The organism is Mesorhizobium sp. EU05-FHT14A09 (assembly GCF_058790995.1).
Genome location: NZ_JBYTDF010000001.1, coordinates 686,002 through 701,825, shown reverse-complemented (window position 1 = coordinate 701,825; position 15,824 = coordinate 686,002). Strand labels below are relative to the sequence as shown.

Sequence of the window (15,824 nt, the reverse complement as noted above, 5' to 3'; positions counted from 1 at the left end):
CCTTAGAGTGATTTTGAAAGTGGCTGATGCGGCCGGAAGACGAGGATAGATGATGGGCAGCAAAGCCGTCGACGAACCGAGCGAACCCGACAATCCGCAACGGCAGCGCTGGCTGGCGCTGGCCGAGAAGGCGCTGGCTGGTGCCTCGTTCGAAGAGAAGCTGGTTTCCCAGACCGACGACGGCATCCGCATCAACCCGCTCTATGAGCGCGCGGCCGGTCGCGAGCACAGCCTGCGCGCCAACCCGCTGAAGCCCTGGATCATCTCGCAGCGCGTAGACGACCCCGATGTCGAACGCGCACGCCTGCAGGTGGCGGAAGACATCGCGCAAGGCGCGACCGGGCTGTCGCTGGTGTTCGAAGGCGCGCCGAATTCCTTCGGCTATGGCCTGCCCTATGCGCCCGACACGATCGAGCGCGTGCTGGAGGACGTGCCGCTCGACAAGACCTATCTGCGCGTCGACGTCCACCCCGCAAGTCGCGCCATGGCCGATTGGCTGACCGCATTCCTGGCGAAACGCCGCGTCGACCCGGCCAGGCTCAACCTTTCCTTCGGCATCGACCCGGCCGCGATTTTCGCCGGTACGGGCCGGTTGCGCATGTCGATCGAGGCGCTGCAGGCCTCGATGCCGCAGTCGCTGGCGCATTTCTTCGCCATGGATGTGCCGGGCGTGCTGCTCGAGGCCGACGGGCGCGTGTTCCACAATTCCGGAGCCACCGAGGCGCAGGAGCTGGGCATCATGCTGGCTTCCGCCGTGTCCTATCTGCGGCTGTTCGAGGAGGCGCGGCAGGCGCTGATCTATGCCGCCCCGCATATCGGTTTCGCACTGTCCGTGGACCAGGACCAGTTCCTGTCGATCGCCAAGATCAGGGCGCTGCGCCGCCTGTGGACACGCGTGCTCGAAGCGAGTTCAATCCAGCCGGCGCCCGCCAGCGTGCACGCGGAAACGTCTTACCGGATGGTGACGGCGCTCGATCCGGAAACCAACATCCTGCGCTCGACCATCGCCTGTTTCGCCGCTGCGGTCGGCGGCGCCGATTCGATCTCGATCCTGCCGCACACCATCGCGCACGGCCTGCCCGCCGCGTTCGCGCGCCGCGTCGCCCGCAACACGCAGCTCGTCGTCGCCCGCGAGAGCCATCTCGACCATGTCGGCGATCCGGCCTTCGGCGCAGGCAGCATCGAAGCCCTGACCGACAGCCTGTGCGAGGCAGCCTGGAAGGAATTCAGGCAGATCGAAAAGGAAGGCGGCGTGCTTCCCAGCCTGAAGGACGGTCACATCCAGGGCCGTATCGCGGCAGCCCGCAAGGCACGGGCGGAAGCCTATCACCGTGGCGAGCGCACCATCGTCGGCACCACGCTGCATCCCTTGAAGAGCGAGCGCCCGGTGGAGACGCTCGATGCCACGCCGCGGACGGTGCCGACCGACGGCATCGTGTTTTGCGAAGCACTGCCGCCGGTACGTGACGACCTGGCGGCCGGAGGACCGGCTTGATCCCAGATTTCAGCAACATGGACTGGGTGGCGCCGCGGACGCCATCCGGTACGACCAGCGGCACCTGGGAAACGCCGGAAGGCATCGCGGTCAAACGCCAGTATGACCAGGCCGATCTCGAGGGACTTGGCAATCTCGATACCTATCCGGGCCTGACGCCGTTCCTGCGCGGCCCCTATCCGACCATGTATGTCCAGCAGCCCTGGACGATCCGGCAATATGCCGGTTTTTCAACGGCTGAAGAGTCCAACGCCTTCTACCGGCGCAATCTCGCCGCCGGCCAGAAGGGCCTTTCCATCGCCTTCGACCTCGCCACGCACCGTGGTTATGACAGCGACCATCCGCGCGTTGCCGGCGATGTCGGCATGGCGGGCGTAGCGATCGATTCCATCCTCGACATGCGCCAGCTGTTCGACGGCATCCCGCTCGACGAGATGACCGTGTCGATGACCATGAACGGCGCGGTGCTGCCAATCCTGGCGCTCTACATCGTCGCCGCCGAAGAACAGGGCGTTGCGCAGAAGGATCTCGCCGGAACCATTCAGAACGACATTCTGAAAGAGTTCATGGTGCGCAACACCTACATCTACCCGCCGAAACCCTCGATGCGGATCGTGTCGGACATCTTCTCCTACACGTCCAGGCACATGCCGAAGTTCAACTCGATCTCGATCTCCGGCTACCACATGCAGGAAGCCGGTGCGACGGCTGACCTGGAACTCGCCTACACCATCGCCGACGGCATCGAATATGTGCGCGCCGGCGTTGCCGCAGGCCTCGACATCGACAAGTTCGCGCCACGGCTGTCGTTCTTCTGGGCAATCGGCATGAACTTCTTCATGGAGGTCGCCAAGCTGCGCGCCGCGCGCCTGCTCTGGGCGGAACTCATCGAGAAGAATTTTGCGCCGAAGGACCCGCGCTCGCTGTCGCTGCGCACCCACAGCCAGACATCCGGATGGTCGCTGACGGCGCAGGATCCGTACAACAACATCGTGCGCACGATGATCGAGGCGATGGCTGCGACCCAGGGCCATACCCAGTCGTTGCACACCAATTCCTTCGACGAGGCATTGGCGCTGCCGACCGATCATTCGGCACGTATCGCCCGCAACACGCAGATCATCCTGCAGAAGGAGAGCGGTACCACCCGCATCATCGATCCGTGGGGTGGTTCGGCCTATGTCGAAAAGCTGACGCATGAGCTCGCGACACGCGCGCAGGCTCATATCGAGGAAGTCGAAAAGCTGGGCGGCATGGCGGCGGCGCTCGAAAAGGGCATTCCAAAGCTGCGTATCGAGGAAGCGGCGGCACGCACCCAGGCCCGGATCGACTCCGGCGAGCAGATGCTGGTCGGCGTCAACGCCTTCCGCCCCGAGCGCGACATCGAAGTGGACGTGCTGAAGATCGACAATGCCGAAGTGCGGGCAAGACAATTGTCGAAGCTGCAGCAGCTGAAAGGCACGCGCGACGTCAGCGCCGTCGAAAAGGCGCTGGACGATCTGTCGAAGGCGGCGCAAGGCGACGGCAATCTGCTGGAATTCGCCGTCCGGGCCGCCCGCGCCAAGGCGACCGTCGGCGAAATCTCGCTGGCGCTGGAAAAGGCGTTCGGGCGCCACGTCGCTACAGTGCAGATGATCTCCGGGGTCTATCGCGCCGCTCTCGGCGAGAACCCGGAAGTCGACCGACTGCAGGAAAAGATCGCTGTCTTCGAGAAGAAGCACGGCGCCAAGCCGCGCATCCTGGTCGCCAAGCTCGGCCAGGATGGCCATGACCGCGGCCAGAAGGTGATCGGCACGGCCTTTGCCGACCTCGGCTTCGACGTAACGGTGGGCGCCATGTTCCAGACGCCCGAGGAGATCGGCAAGCTGGCGGTGGAGAACGACGTCCACATCGTTGGCGTTTCCTCGCTTGCCGCCGGCCACCTGACCCTGGTGCCGGAACTGAAAGCCGTGCTGAAGAAACTGGGCCGTGAAGACATGCTGATCGTCGCCGGCGGTGTCATCCCGCCACAGGACTTCGACGCTGTCCTGAAGGCCGGTGCTGCCGAAATCTTCCCGCCCGGTACGGTCATCCCGGAAGCGGCGGAGCGGCTGGTGGACAGGTTGCTGGACTGAACCGGTTGCAGGCTGGTTCGAGCGACTGATTATCGCAGCCTGACCACGTCCCATTCGCGGCCATTAACCGAGACCGTGTCACCGACGCCTTTTCCGAACAGCGCCAGCGCCATGGGCGAGACATGCGAGATCGAGCCCTTCGCGGGCTCGGCCTCGTCTTCGCCGACGATCTTCCAGGTCACCTTCTTGCCCGCCTCGTCCTCAAGCGTCACGCTCATGCCGAAGCGCACGACACTGCTGTCCGGCTCTGGAACGGAAACCTCTGCGTTTTCGCGCCTGGCATTCCAGTAACGCAGGTCACGCGACACCAGCGCGATGCGTTCGCGGTCGCTCGCCGCTTCAGCACTGGCCAGTGCGGCGCGCAACGATGCCATCTCGGCATCGATCATCGCCAGGCCATCCATGGTGACGAGATTGCGATGTGAACTGACGGGCCGCTCACCGATGCCGGCAATGGCATTTTCACTGTCTTCTTCACGGGTAAAAGCTCTGCTCATAAGGGGAATTTAGGACTGGCCAGCCGGCTTAACAAGCGTGGAGCGCCACCAGATCGCGCTGCAGACCGCTTGTGAGCGGTTCTCCTAGCCAGCCAGCCATCGCCATGGCAATTTCCTGCCCGCCAGGCAGGAAAACAGGGAATCGCAGCAATGCTGAACAGACGCCATCTCCTCGGCTTCGCCGCGGGCGCTGCCGGGTTCGGGCTGATGACAGGAGTGGCGAACACGGCCAAGCAACCGGCAGCGAAATCGTCTTCGGCAAGAACAGGTGCTATCGACCCTGCCGCCTACGGCGTGCGGCCGGGCGCCACCGACGACCAGACCGGCGCGTTCACCAAGATGCTGAAGGCAGCCAGCGACGCCAATCAGCCAATCCTGCTACCGCCCGGCGCTTACATCGTCTCAGGCCTCGTTTTGCCGCCACGCGTGCGGATCAATGGCACCGCAGGCGCTACCCGCCTGATCCATGGCGGCGGCGGGCCATTCCTCTCGGCTGAGAATGCCGATCACGTCGCTTTTTCCGGACTGGTCTTCGACGGCGCCAAACAATATCTCGGCGAGAGTGTTTCCGGCCTTCTCGACCTGCGTTCGGTGAAAGTCCTGACGATCGACGACTGCCAGGTGAACGACGCGTCCAAGAACGGCATCGCGCTGCAACGCGCGGCGGGGCGCATTGAACGCTGTACCATCAAGGGCGCCGCCGACGCCGGCATCTGGTCCGTCGATGCCGGCGGCCTGGCGATCAACGCCAATGCCGTCAGCGACTGCGCCAATGGCGGCATCTTGGTGCATCGGCGGCAGATCGGTGAAGACGGCACCATGGTCAACGGCAACCGCATCGCGCGCATCGGCGCGCGCAACGGCGGCACTGGCCAGAACGGCAACGGCATCAACGTGTTCCGCGCCGGAGGAGTACTCATCGCGAACAACATCGTCAGCGACTGTGCCTTTTCGGCGATCCGCGCCAATTCCGGCTCCAACGTACAGATCGCCGGCAACAGCTGCCTGCGCTCCGGCGAGACCGCGCTCTATGCCGAGTTCGCCTTCGAAGGTGCGGCGATCGCCAACAATGTGGTCGACGGTGCGGCCAACGGCATCGCGATCGTCAACTTCAACGAGGGCGGGCGCATGGCGACCTGCAGCGGCAACATCGTGCGCAATCTTTCCACCACCGGCCCCTACCCTGCAGAAGTCGGCGGATTCGGTATCGGCATCGGTGTGGAAGCCGATACCACGGTGACCGGCAATGTCGTGGAAAACGCCCCCCAATGCGGCATGCAGCTCGGCTGGGGGCCGTACCTGCGCAATGTGGTGGCGACGGGAAATGTCGTGCGCAGAGCCGGCATCGGCATCGCGGTGAGCGTCGTCGATGGTGCGGGCCCAACGATCATCACCGACAATGTGTTGCAGGACCTGCTGCACGGCGCCATCATCGGCAAACGCTGGGCTGAGCCGGTGACCGCCGACCTCGCTGAGATCGGCAATGCCGGCTACGGACATCTCACTGTGGAACGGAACCGGGTGAGCTGAACCCCTACACCAGGGCCGCGGTCGGGCGCAGGAGACCCACTCGAGCCCCGAGCCGGCTTTCCACCGGCGGATTCGCGAATTCCACCAGCTTGACCGCCAGTTCGGCATCCGCATGCAGCAGCTTAGCCAGCACGGCTGCGACCATCACCCCGGCGGCACGTTCGGCGCCGTCGTCGCATTTCAGCGCGATGCCGAGGCCGAGCTCTGGCAAGGCAGCGCAGAAGACGCCTTCGGCGCCGACCTTCACGAAAATGCGACCAGGGGCAGCCAGCATCAGCCTTGTGTCGATGCGATCCGTCCCTGCAACCAGGAACGGCTCGGCCATGCAGGCATCGACCAGCCGTTTCGCAGCCTTGGCACGCTCTGGCGTCAGGCCGTTTCCGGTCGCCATCTTGGCGAATCCTGCCGCGAAACTGCGCAGCGGCACCGCATAGGTCGGGATCGAACAGCCGTCGGTACCGCAATGGGACGCGCTGTGTGCGGCACCCGTCACCGCTTCCATCGCGTCCTTGATCATCTCCTGCATGCGGTGGCTGGCCGCCACGTAGCCGCGGTGATCAAAACCAGAATGACAGCAGGTGCAGATGAAACCGGCATGCTTGCCGGAACAGTTGTTGTGCAAGGGATTCGGCTCGCCGCCAGCACGAGCGAGCTGGATGGTGGCATGGTGATTGGAAGGCCAATGCGAACCGCATTCCAGAGCGCTGCCGTCCAGTCCCGCCTTGGCAAGCATCGCTGCCGCCAGCTCGACATGCTCAGGCTCACCGGAATGGGATGAGCAGGCCAGCGCCAGCTCACGATTGCCGAAACCGTAGGCATCTGCAGCACCGCTCTCGATCAGCGGCAGCGCCTGGATCGCCTTTACTGCCGAACGCGGGAAAACCGGATGGGCAGTGTTGCCGACATCGAACACCGTCTTGCCGTCCGCATCCACCACCGCCACGGCTCCACGGTGGCCACTTTCCACCACGGCACCACGCAGCACCTCGACCAGAACCGGATTGGCCATGGAATCCTCGCTTCGATTTCGCCACGAACGGGTAGCGGCTCCGCGCTTTTCACGCAACCGGCAAGCGTTGGCCCTATCGCAGCGGTTCTGAGGCCCACTCCCGCCAGGATCGAAGCCGGCTGACAGAAACCGGCAGTCTCGGAACGAGAAGCGCATAAGCCTTTCGATGGAAAGGATATCTCACGCCGACAAGCCCGATGACTCGGTTTGGCCCTCACAAATAGCGGGGAAAACACAACCAGAGCGCTCACTCTTGACTCACCACCCGCCGATCTATGTATATACATATTACATCTCCAATGGATCAAAGACCGACTCTCGGGAGGAGGAAAGCATGGCAGCGGCATCAACCGGCGTGGCCGAAAGGCGCACGATCGACCGAATTCCGGAAGGTGAGCGACATGGTTCGCCCTTCAATCAGTTCACACTGTGGTTCGGTGCGAACCTTCAGATAACCGCCGTCGTCGACGGAGCCCTGTCTATCGTTTTCGGGGCGGAGGCGCTGACCGCGATCATCGGCCTCGCCATCGGCAACCTGCTCGGCGGCGCAGTCATGGCGCTGCATTCGGCGCAGGGCCCGCGCCTCGGCCTGCCGCAGATGATCTCCAGCCGTGCGCAGTTCGGCGTTAAGGGTGCGGCCCTGCCGCTCATCCTCACCGTGTTGATGTATCTGGGCTTTGCTGCCACCGGCACGGTGCTATCCGGCCAGGCAATCAACCTGATGTTCGGCGTGCAGACAGCGGCTTTCGGCATGCTGATGTTCGGCCTCATCACCATCATCGTCGCGGTCGTCGGCTACAAGCTCATCCATGTCATCGGACGCATCGCAACGGTCGTCGGCATCCTCGGCTTCGGCTACCTCGCCATACAGCTGTTCTCGCAATACAATGTCGCGGACGCCTTCGGCCAGAAGCCGTTCAGCGTCGCCACATTCCTGCTCACCATCGCGCTCGCCGCCGGCTGGCAGATGACCTTTGCCCCTTATGTGGCGGACTATTCACGCTATCTGCCCACGGCAACTCCGAGCAGCACGACCTTCTGGTCGACGCTTCTCGGCTCGGCGATCGGCGCACAGATTGCCATGAGCTTCGGCGTTATCGTGGCGGCACTCGGCGGCAAATTCCTGCAGAACCAGGTCGGTTTCATGGGTGAATTGGCGGGCCCGGCCCTGGCCGCGCTACTGACCTACATCGTCATCGTCACCAACAAGCTGACGGTGAACTGCCTGAATGCTTATGGCGGTTCGATGACCATGCTGACCACGGTCAGTGCCTTCACCCGCCAGGAACGCATCTCCCAGGCGACGCGCATCGCCTACATCGTTGCCTTCGTCATCGTATCGGTGGCAATCGCCATCTTTGCCAGCGCGAATTTCCTGTCGGCGTTCAAGAACTTCGTCTTGCTGCTGCTTGCCGTCTTCGTGCCGTGGAGCGCCATCAACCTGGTCGACTACTACCTGATCTCGAAGGAGAAGGTCGATATTCCAGCACTGTACGATGCATCGGGTCGCTATGGCGCCTACAACTGGACAGCGCTCGGTTGTTATCTCTTCGGCGTGGTGATCCAGATCCCCTTCCTGAACCAGGCGCTCTACGAAGGACCGATTGCCGTGCTGCTGGGCGGCGCTGACATCTCCTGGATCGTCGCCCTGGTGGCCACTTCAGTGGTTTACTACTTCCTGGCGCGCAACGCCGATGTGCCCCAGACCATGATCCTGCCCAAGGACGCGACAACCCGGGCATGATTGAGCCCGGTCGAGACGGCAGAGAGTCAAATGGGGCCGGTCTGCGCATTGCAGGCCGGCCCCATTCCATCTCAAGGCGTCCCCATGCGGGACTATAGTGAATCAGAATCCCGTTCTATCTTGTTGTCAGAACGGGATCTTTCCACGTCTCAGGATCATGCCCTAGCGGATGCGGTCGAGGATCGAGACGTAGTTGGCGACCGCTGCGCCGCCCATGTTGAAGATGCCGCCGAGCTTGGCGTCCTTCACCTGGATACCACCGGCCTCACCGGCAAGCTGCATGGCGGTCAGCACATGCATCGATACGCCGGTGGCGCCGATCGGATGGCCCTTGGCCTTCAGCCCCCCTGATGGGTTGACCGGCAGCCTGCCATCCTTGGCGGTATAGCCTTCGAGCGCCAGCTTCGCGCCCTCGCCCGGCTTGGCCAGGCCCATCGCTTCATATTCGATGAGTTCGGCGATGGTGAAGCAGTCATGCGTCTCGACGAAGGAAAGGTCGCCCAATGTGACGCCAGCTTTCTTCAGCGCGCGCTCCCAGGCCTGTTCGCAGCCTTCGAAGGCGAGGATGTCGCGCTTCGACATCGGCAGGAAATCCTGCACATGCTCGTTGGCGCGGAAAGTGATTGCGCGGCGCATCCTGAGCGCGGTGTCGGTATCGGCGAGCACCAGTGCCGCTGCGCCATCCGAAACCAGGGAACAGTCGGTGCGCTTCAGCGGCCCGGCGACAAAGGGGTTCTTCTCGCTTTCCTGGCGGCAGAAGTCGAAGCCGAAATCCTTGCGCATCTGCGCATAAGGATTGTCGACGCCGTTCTTGTGGTTCTTGGCCGCGATCATGGCCAACGCGTCAGACTGGTCACCGTAACGCTGGAAGTAGGCGTGGGCGATCTTGCCGAAGACACCCGCGAAACCAGCGGGCGTGTCGCCGTCTTCCGGCAGGTAAGAAGCTTTGAGCAGGTTCTTGCCTATCTCAGGACCGGGCGTTGTCGTCATCTGCTCGGCCCCAACCACCAGCACGATGCGAGCGGCATTGGCATCGATGGCGCGGATACCCTGACGGACCGCGGCCGAACCGGTAGCACAGGCATTCTCGACCCGGGTAGCCGGCTTGAAGCGCAGCCGGTCATCCGCCTGCAGCACAAGGCTCGCGGTGAAATCTTGGGCCGAAAAACCCGCGTTGAAGTGGCCGAGCACGATTTCGTCGACATCGCCCGGCCCGATGCCGGCATGTTCGAGCGCCTCCGCGGCAACCTTGGTGATCATGCCTTCGAGCGTCTCGCCCTCCAGCTTGCCGAAGCGCGAATGCGCCCAGCCAACGATGCTTGCGGTCATGGGAGTTCTCCGGATTGGCCTTGCCTTTCCTAGCACATTAGGCCCGGCGCGGTAACTGTTCAATCCTGAACATATAGGCCAGTTGCCGAGAGTTACGAATGTCCTTTCGGGAAGAGGCCCGGCTCACGTCGCAACAACCAAAATGCATGACGGGATTATTATTGATTGACGAGTCAATAAAAAATAACCTGCCCCTCGGGAGATACTCGTCATGCCGAAAATCGGAATGGAACCACTGCGCCGCAAGGCGCTGATCGATGCCACAATCTCCGCGATCGGCGAGCGTGGATCACTGAACGTCACCATGTCGGAAATCGCCGACCGCGCTGGCGTTTCTTCGGCGCTTGCGCATCACTATTTCGGCCCGAAGGAAGAGCTGCTGCTCGCCACGATGCGACATCTGCTGGCGGACCTCGGCGCCGACACGATAGCGGCCCTCGGCAAGGCCAGCACGCCGCGGGAACGGCTCTCGGCAATCGTCGGCGTGAACTTCAATGCCGGTCAGTTCCGTGAAGAGACGGTGCATGCCTGGCTCGCTTTCTATGTCGAAGCACAGAACTCGCTCTCGCTGCGCCGGCTGCTGCGTATCTATGCACGCCGGCTGCACTCCAACCTGATGAGCGGGCTTCTGCCGCTGGTGCCGCGCGACGAGGCCGCACGCATGGCCGAGGCAATCGCAGCCATGATCGACGGGCTCTACATCCGCCGGGCGCTGCGCGACGGCCTGCCCAATCCGCTCAGCGCCGGTGCGCTGGTGGAAGACTATATCGACGCCAAGCTGGCACAGGTCCGATGACCCCCAATATCTTGATCATCATGGTTGACCAGCTGTCCGGAACGCTGTTTCCGGATGGGCCGGCGGATTTCCTGCATGCGCCGAACCTCAAGGCGCTGGCCGCACGCTCGGCGCGTTTCCGCAACAACTACACCGCATCGCCGCTGTGCGCGCCCGGACGCGCGGCCTTCATGAGCGGGCAACTGCCGTCACGCAACGGCGTCTACGACAATGCGGCCGAGTTCCCATCCTCGATCCCGACCTTCGCGCACCACCTGCGCGCGGCCGGCTATCACACCGTGCTGTCGGGCAAGATGCATTTCGTCGGACCCGATCAGTTGCACGGCTTCGAGGAGCGGCTGACCACCGACATCTACCCAGCCGATTTCGGCTGGACGCCGGATTACCGCAAACCCGGCGAACGCATAGACTGGTGGTATCACAATCTGGGCTCGGTGACTGGCGCAGGCATCGCCGAAATCACCAACCAGATGGAGTATGACGACGAAGTCGCCTTCCACGCCCAGCAGAAGCTCTACGACTTCGCCCGGACATCGGATGCCCCGCAGCGCCGTCCCTGGTGCCTGACCGTCTCCTTCACCCATCCACACGATCCGTATGTCGCGCGGCGACGCTATTGGGATCTCTATGAGAACTCCCCGGCGCTCGAACCCGAAACCGGCTTCATCCCTTACGACAAGCAGGATCCGCATTCGCAGCGGCTCTACAAGGCCAGCGACTACGACAGCTTCTCGATCACCCCGGAGCATGTCCGTCGTGCCCGACAGGGCTATTTCGCCAACATTTCCTATCTCGACGACAAGGTCGGCGAACTGCTGTCTGTGCTCGAGCGTACCCGCATGGCCGACGACACACTTGTCGTTTTCGCGTCCGATCATGGCGACATGCTGGGTGAGCGAGGCCTGTGGTTCAAGATGTGCTTCTATGAGGGTTCGGCGCGCGTGCCCTTGATGATCGCCGGCAAGGGGATCAACCCTGCCCGCGTCGATGCACCGGTTTCGAACCTCGATCTTTGCCCGACGCTCTGCGACCTCGCTGGTATCGACATCAGCGCCATCCTGCCCTGGACCGATGGGCAGTCGCTCCTGCCGCTGCTGCAAGGTGGCGGACGCAGCGAACCGGTGCTCATGGAATACGCAGCCGAGGGCTCCTACGCCCCGATGGTGGCGATCCGCGAAGGCCGCTACAAATACGTCCATTGCGAGATCGACCCGCCGCAACTGTTCGACCTCGAACAGGACGCGCACGAGCGCGTCAATCTCGCCGGCGATCCCAGCCATACAGCGGTGGCAGCCGCACTCATGGAAAAGGTGCGGTCGCGCTGGGATATGGCGGCATTTGATGCCGCGGTGCGCGAAAGCCAGGCACGACGCTGGGTGATCTATCCGGCACTGCGCAACGGCGCCTACTACCCGTGGGAATTCCAGCCGCTGCAGAAAGCTTCCGAGCGCTACATGCGCAACCACATGAACCTCGACACACTTGAAGCGGACAAACGCTTTCCGAGGGGTGAATAATGCTTGAAGCGGATTTCGTCATCATCGGCTCCGGCTCTGCCGGTTCGGCCATGGCCTACCGTCTTTCAGAGGACGGCAAACATTCGGTGATCGTCATCGAATATGGCGGCTCCGACGCCGGCCCGCTCATCCAGATGCCGTCGGCACTGTCGATCCCGCTCAACATGCCGCTCTACGACTGGGGTTTCGCCTCGGAACCGGAACCGCATCTCGGCGGACGCATCCTGGCGACGCCGCGTGGCAAAGTCATCGGCGGTTCGTCCTCGATCAACGGCATGGTCTATGTGCGTGGCCATGCGCGCGACTTCGATCATTGGGCCGAACAAGGTGCGAATGGCTGGAGCTTTGCTGACGTGCTGCCCTACTTCAAACGTATGGAAGACAGCCATGGCGGCGAAGATGGCTGGCGCGGCAAGAGCGGCCCGCTGCATGTCCAGCGCGGTGCCCGCACGAACCCGCTCTATGCCGCCTTCATCGAGGCAGGCCGCCAGGCTGGCTTCGAACTGACCGACGACTATAACGGCGCCAAGCAGGAAGGCTTCGGCCCGATGGAGCAGACCATCCGCAAGGGCCAGCGCTGGTCGGCGGCGAATGCTTATCTGAGGCCGGCGCTGAAGCGACAAAACGTGAGTCTCGTCAAAGGTTTCGCCCGGCGTGTGATCATCGAGAATCAACGCGCCGTCGGCGTCGAGATCGAAGCTCGCAAACAGATTCAGGTCGTTAAAGCGCGACGTGAGGTGATCATTGCTGCGTCCTCGATCAATTCGCCCAAGATCCTGATGCTGTCGGGCATCGGCCCGGCGAAACATCTGGCCGAGCACGGCATTGCCGTCATCGCCGACCGACCTGGCGTCGGCCAGAACCTGCAGGATCACATGGAGCTTTACATCCAGCAGGAAGCGACCCAGCCGATCACGCTGAACTCGATCCTCAATCCATTCTCCAAGGCGCTGATCGGCGCACGCTGGATGTTCTTCAAGAGCGGGCTTGGCGCCACCAACCATTTCGAGGCCGCCGCCTTCGTGCGCTCGGCGCCGGGCGTCGACTATCCCGATATCCAGTATCATTTCATCCCTGCGGCGGTTCGCTATGACGGCAAGGCGGCGGCGAAGTCGCACGGCTTTCAGGCGCATGTCGGACCAATGCGCTCGAAGTCGCGTGGCTCGATAACGCTGCGCTCGCACGACCCCAACGCCAAGCCGGTCATCCGCTTCAACTACATGTCGCATCCCGACGACTGGAGCGACTTCCGCCACTGCATCCGCCTCACCCGCGAGATTTTCGGGCAGGCGGCCTTCGATCCGTTCCGCGGCCAGGAGATTTCGCCCGGCAACCAGGTGCAGAGCGACGATCAACTGGACGCTTTCATTCGCGCGCATGCGGAGAGCGCCTATCATCCCTGCGGCACCTGCCGCATCGGCCGCGCTGACGACCTCCACGCCGTGGTCGACCCAGAGTGCCGGGTGATCGGTGTCGACGGATTGCGTGTCGCCGATTCCTCGATTTTCCCGCGCGTCACCAACGGCAACCTCAATGCACCGTCGATCATGACGGGCGAAAAGGCCGCCGACCATATTCTTGGCCGCACGCCGCTTGCGCCGTCGAACCAGGAACCCTGGATCAATCCGCGCTGGCAGGTCTCGGACAGATAGAGCATCATCGGGCCGCCGCATCCGGCAGCCACAGAATTCGGAGTATCCCATGCGCGCGCAGCCCAAGGCATCGCACTATATCAACGGCCGTTACGTCGACGACGAACAGGGCGCGCCGCTACCGGTTATCTACCCGGCAACCGGTGAAACCATCGCCACGCTGCATTCTGCGACGCCCAACATCGTCGAACTGGCCGTCGAAGCAGCGCGTGCGGCGCAGCCGGCCTGGGCCCGACTGAAACCAGTGGAGCGCGGCCGTATCCTGCGGCGTGCCGCCGATATCCTACGTGCCCGCAACGCCGAGCTTGCCCGCATCGAGACGCTGGACACCGGCAAGGCCATCCAGGAGACATTGGTGGCCGATCCGGCTTCCGCCGCCGATGCACTGGAATATTTCGGCGGCGCGGTGGCAAGCTATACCGGCGACTATGTCGATCTCGGCGGCCCCTTTGCCTACACGCGGCGCGAAGCGCTCGGCGTGTGCGTGGGCATCGGCGCGTGGAACTACCCGATCCAGGGTGCGGGCTGGAAATCGGCACCGGCACTCGCCATGGGCAATGCCATGGTGTTCAAGCCATCCGAGAACACCCCCCTTTCCGCGCTGGCGCTCGCTGAAATCTATACCGAAGCCGGCCTTCCGGACGGACTGTTCAACGTCGTACAGGGTTATGGCGACGTCGGCGGCGCGCTGGCCTCGCACGAGGTTGTCGCCAAGGTATCGCTGACCGGCTCGGTGCCGACCGGCAAGAAGGTGCTGGCGCTGACCGGCTCGCTGATGAAACACGCCACGATGGAACTTGGCGGCAAGTCGCCGCTGATCGTGTTCGACGATGCCGATCTCGAGAACGCCATCGGCGGTGCCATGCTCGGCAATTTCTATTCGACAGGCCAGGTCTGCTCGAACGGCACCCGTGTATTCGTGCAGAAGGGCCTGCACGACCGCTTCGTCGAGCGACTGACCGAACGCACCAAGGCGATCCGCATTGGCGACCCGCTGGATCCTGAAACGCAGATGGGCCCGCTGATCAACAAGGCACAGCACGACAAGGTGATGTCCTATGTCGGTATCGGCAAGGCTGAGGGCGCATCGCTCCATTACGGTGGCGGCGAGCCGAAGCTGCAGGGATTCGAAAACGGCTTCTTCATCGAACCGACCATCTTCACCCATGTCAGCGACCAGATGCGCATAGCGCGCGAGGAAATATTCGGCCCGGTGATGAGTGTGCTGTCCTTCACCGACGAAGACGAAGTGATCGACCGCGCCAACGACACCGAATTCGGCCTCTCGGCCGGCGTGTTCACCCGCGATCTGCCACGCGCACACCGCGTCATCGCCGAGTTGCAAGCAGGCACCTGCTGGATCAACAATTACAATCTGTCGCCGGTCGAGATGCCTTTCGGCGGCTTCAAGCAATCAGGCATCGGCCGCGAGAATTCACTGGCGGCACTGGCGCTCTATTCCCAGGAAAAGGCGGTCTATGTCGAGACCGGCGATGTGGCGAGCCCCTACTAGAACGCACGATCTCTTTCTGAGTCGTGCGCCGCTCCGTCAGGTTCGCGTCTCGTCGAAATATCCCATCACGGTGCGCGTTGGTCGAAAACGCGGCGGACACCTCGAGGGCTCTTGCCCACCGAAATCTGCCCTGGAAAAACACTGCGCCGACAAAGCTCATAAAATGCGACGGTAACTGCGCCATACCCGCTTGCAGGAACCGAATGCGGCAGCTATAAGCCCGCCGTCTGGTCACGGAGTGTAGCGCAGCCTGGTAGCGCACATCGTTCGGGACGATGGGGTCGCAGGTTCGAATCCTGCCACTCCGACCAGTCGGCGCACAGAAACGCCCATCCCGAATAATCTATCTTTGTTCTCTGGACATTCTAAACTTCCCGGCACGATCGCGTCTTGGTTCCAGGAGACGAAAGATGACTGAGAAGCTGACGCCAGATTCGTTCGGGATGCCTCTCATCTCGAAGTTTGGCGCGTGGGTGAAGAGCATGCTCTAGATGCCCCTTGGCCCCGGAGTAGGTGCCGCGGTGCGTGAGGTCGCCAACCGTTTATCATTGCCCTTCGCGGATGGAGCCCATTCCTTCCCGCCCAACTTCGAGCAACGAAGCACGTGGATCAGATCATCATGCATAGG

11 protein-coding genes and 1 tRNA gene are annotated in these 15,824 nt (G+C 62.8%); 9 read left to right on the top strand and 3 right to left on the bottom strand.

The annotated features are described in order from the left end of the window. The first annotated feature begins 52 nt into the window (after positions 1 to 52). Positions 53 to 1,495: a methylmalonyl-CoA mutase subunit beta gene (locus tag AC3WTO_RS03115; protein WP_492459220.1), complete on the top strand. Its 1,443-nt coding sequence runs from the start codon at positions 53 to 55 to the stop codon at positions 1,493 to 1,495. Then, a complete protein-coding gene (gene scpA, locus AC3WTO_RS03110) occupies positions 1,492 to 3,609 on the top strand; it encodes a methylmalonyl-CoA mutase (RefSeq protein WP_492459219.1) in 2,118 nt (705 codons plus the stop codon). Before AC3WTO_RS03115 ends, scpA begins: the two co-directional genes overlap by 4 nt. Positions 3,610 to 3,638: 29 nt before the next feature. On the opposite strand, the gene greA is transcribed toward scpA, so the two are convergent. Next, positions 3,639 to 4,106: a transcription elongation factor GreA gene (greA, locus tag AC3WTO_RS03105; protein WP_492459218.1), complete on the bottom strand. Its 468-nt coding sequence runs from the start codon at positions 4,104 to 4,106 to the stop codon at positions 3,639 to 3,641. A gap of 150 nt (positions 4,107 to 4,256) precedes the next feature. On the opposite strand from greA, the gene AC3WTO_RS03100 reads away from it, so the two are divergent. Then, the gene (locus AC3WTO_RS03100; RefSeq protein ID WP_492459216.1) at positions 4,257 to 5,636 is read left to right on the top strand and encodes a TIGR03808 family TAT-translocated repetitive protein; all 1,380 of its coding nucleotides are present in this window, start codon (positions 4,257 to 4,259) and stop codon (positions 5,634 to 5,636) included. 4 nt (positions 5,637 to 5,640) lie between these two features. Here the strand turns inward: AC3WTO_RS03100 and AC3WTO_RS03095 are convergent, their stop codons facing one another. Then, a complete protein-coding gene (locus AC3WTO_RS03095; RefSeq protein ID WP_492459215.1) occupies positions 5,641 to 6,645 on the bottom strand; it encodes an asparaginase in 1,005 nt (334 codons plus the stop codon). A gap of 334 nt (positions 6,646 to 6,979) precedes the next feature. Between AC3WTO_RS03095 and AC3WTO_RS03090 the strand changes: the two genes are divergently transcribed. Further along, positions 6,980 to 8,389 (top strand): purine-cytosine permease family protein, encoded by a 1,410-nt coding sequence (locus tag AC3WTO_RS03090; protein ID WP_492459214.1) that lies wholly within the window; start codon positions 6,980 to 6,982, stop codon positions 8,387 to 8,389. Positions 8,390 to 8,551: 162 nt separating this feature from the next. Here AC3WTO_RS03090 and AC3WTO_RS03085 read toward each other — a convergent pair whose 3' ends face one another. Continuing rightward, positions 8,552 to 9,718 (bottom strand): acetyl-CoA acetyltransferase, encoded by a 1,167-nt coding sequence (locus AC3WTO_RS03085; protein ID WP_492459213.1) that lies wholly within the window; start codon positions 9,716 to 9,718, stop codon positions 8,552 to 8,554. Between the two features lie 211 nt (positions 9,719 to 9,929). On the opposite strand from AC3WTO_RS03085, the gene betI reads away from it, so the two are divergent. The 5 genes from betI (at position 9,930) to AC3WTO_RS03060 (ending at position 15,507) form a co-directional block, all read left to right on the top strand. Beyond that, entirely contained in the window at positions 9,930 to 10,514 is a 585-nt protein-coding gene (gene betI, locus AC3WTO_RS03080) for a choline-binding transcriptional repressor BetI (protein ID WP_492459212.1), read from the top strand. Then, positions 10,511 to 12,031, top strand: a complete 1,521-nt coding sequence (gene betC / locus AC3WTO_RS03075) for a choline-sulfatase (protein ID WP_492459211.1) — start codon at positions 10,511 to 10,513, stop codon at positions 12,029 to 12,031. The genes betI and betC overlap by 4 nt, the downstream gene beginning before the upstream one ends. Next, positions 12,031 to 13,683 (top strand): choline dehydrogenase, encoded by a 1,653-nt coding sequence (betA, locus tag AC3WTO_RS03070; RefSeq protein WP_492459209.1) that lies wholly within the window; start codon positions 12,031 to 12,033, stop codon positions 13,681 to 13,683. The genes betC and betA overlap by 1 nt, the downstream gene beginning before the upstream one ends. A 49-nt stretch (positions 13,684 to 13,732) precedes the next feature. Next, complete coding sequence (gene betB, locus AC3WTO_RS03065) at positions 13,733 to 15,196, top strand: betaine-aldehyde dehydrogenase (protein ID WP_492459208.1); 1,464 nt, start codon at positions 13,733 to 13,735, stop codon at positions 15,194 to 15,196. A gap of 234 nt (positions 15,197 to 15,430) precedes the next feature. Then, positions 15,431 to 15,507, top strand: a tRNA-Pro gene (locus AC3WTO_RS03060). The last annotated feature ends 317 nt before the right edge of the window (positions 15,508 to 15,824 follow it).

Coding starts and splice junctions, on each gene's coding strand:
- AC3WTO_RS03115 (WP_492459220.1), top strand. CDS start 53: ATGGGCAGCAAAGCCGTCGACGAACCGAGCGAACCCGACAATCCGCAA.
- greA (WP_492459218.1), bottom strand. CDS start 4,106: ATGAGCAGAGCTTTTACCCGTGAAGAAGACAGTGAAAATGCCATTGCC.
- AC3WTO_RS03100 (WP_492459216.1), top strand. CDS start 4,257: ATGCTGAACAGACGCCATCTCCTCGGCTTCGCCGCGGGCGCTGCCGGG.
- AC3WTO_RS03095 (WP_492459215.1), bottom strand. CDS start 6,645: ATGGCCAATCCGGTTCTGGTCGAGGTGCTGCGTGGTGCCGTGGTGGAA.
- AC3WTO_RS03090 (WP_492459214.1), top strand. CDS start 6,980: ATGGCAGCGGCATCAACCGGCGTGGCCGAAAGGCGCACGATCGACCGA.
- AC3WTO_RS03085 (WP_492459213.1), bottom strand. CDS start 9,718: ATGACCGCAAGCATCGTTGGCTGGGCGCATTCGCGCTTCGGCAAGCTG.
- betI (WP_492459212.1), top strand. CDS start 9,930: ATGCCGAAAATCGGAATGGAACCACTGCGCCGCAAGGCGCTGATCGAT.
- betC (WP_492459211.1), top strand. CDS start 10,511: ATGACCCCCAATATCTTGATCATCATGGTTGACCAGCTGTCCGGAACG.
- betA (WP_492459209.1), top strand. CDS start 12,031: ATGCTTGAAGCGGATTTCGTCATCATCGGCTCCGGCTCTGCCGGTTCG.
- betB (WP_492459208.1), top strand. CDS start 13,733: ATGCGCGCGCAGCCCAAGGCATCGCACTATATCAACGGCCGTTACGTC.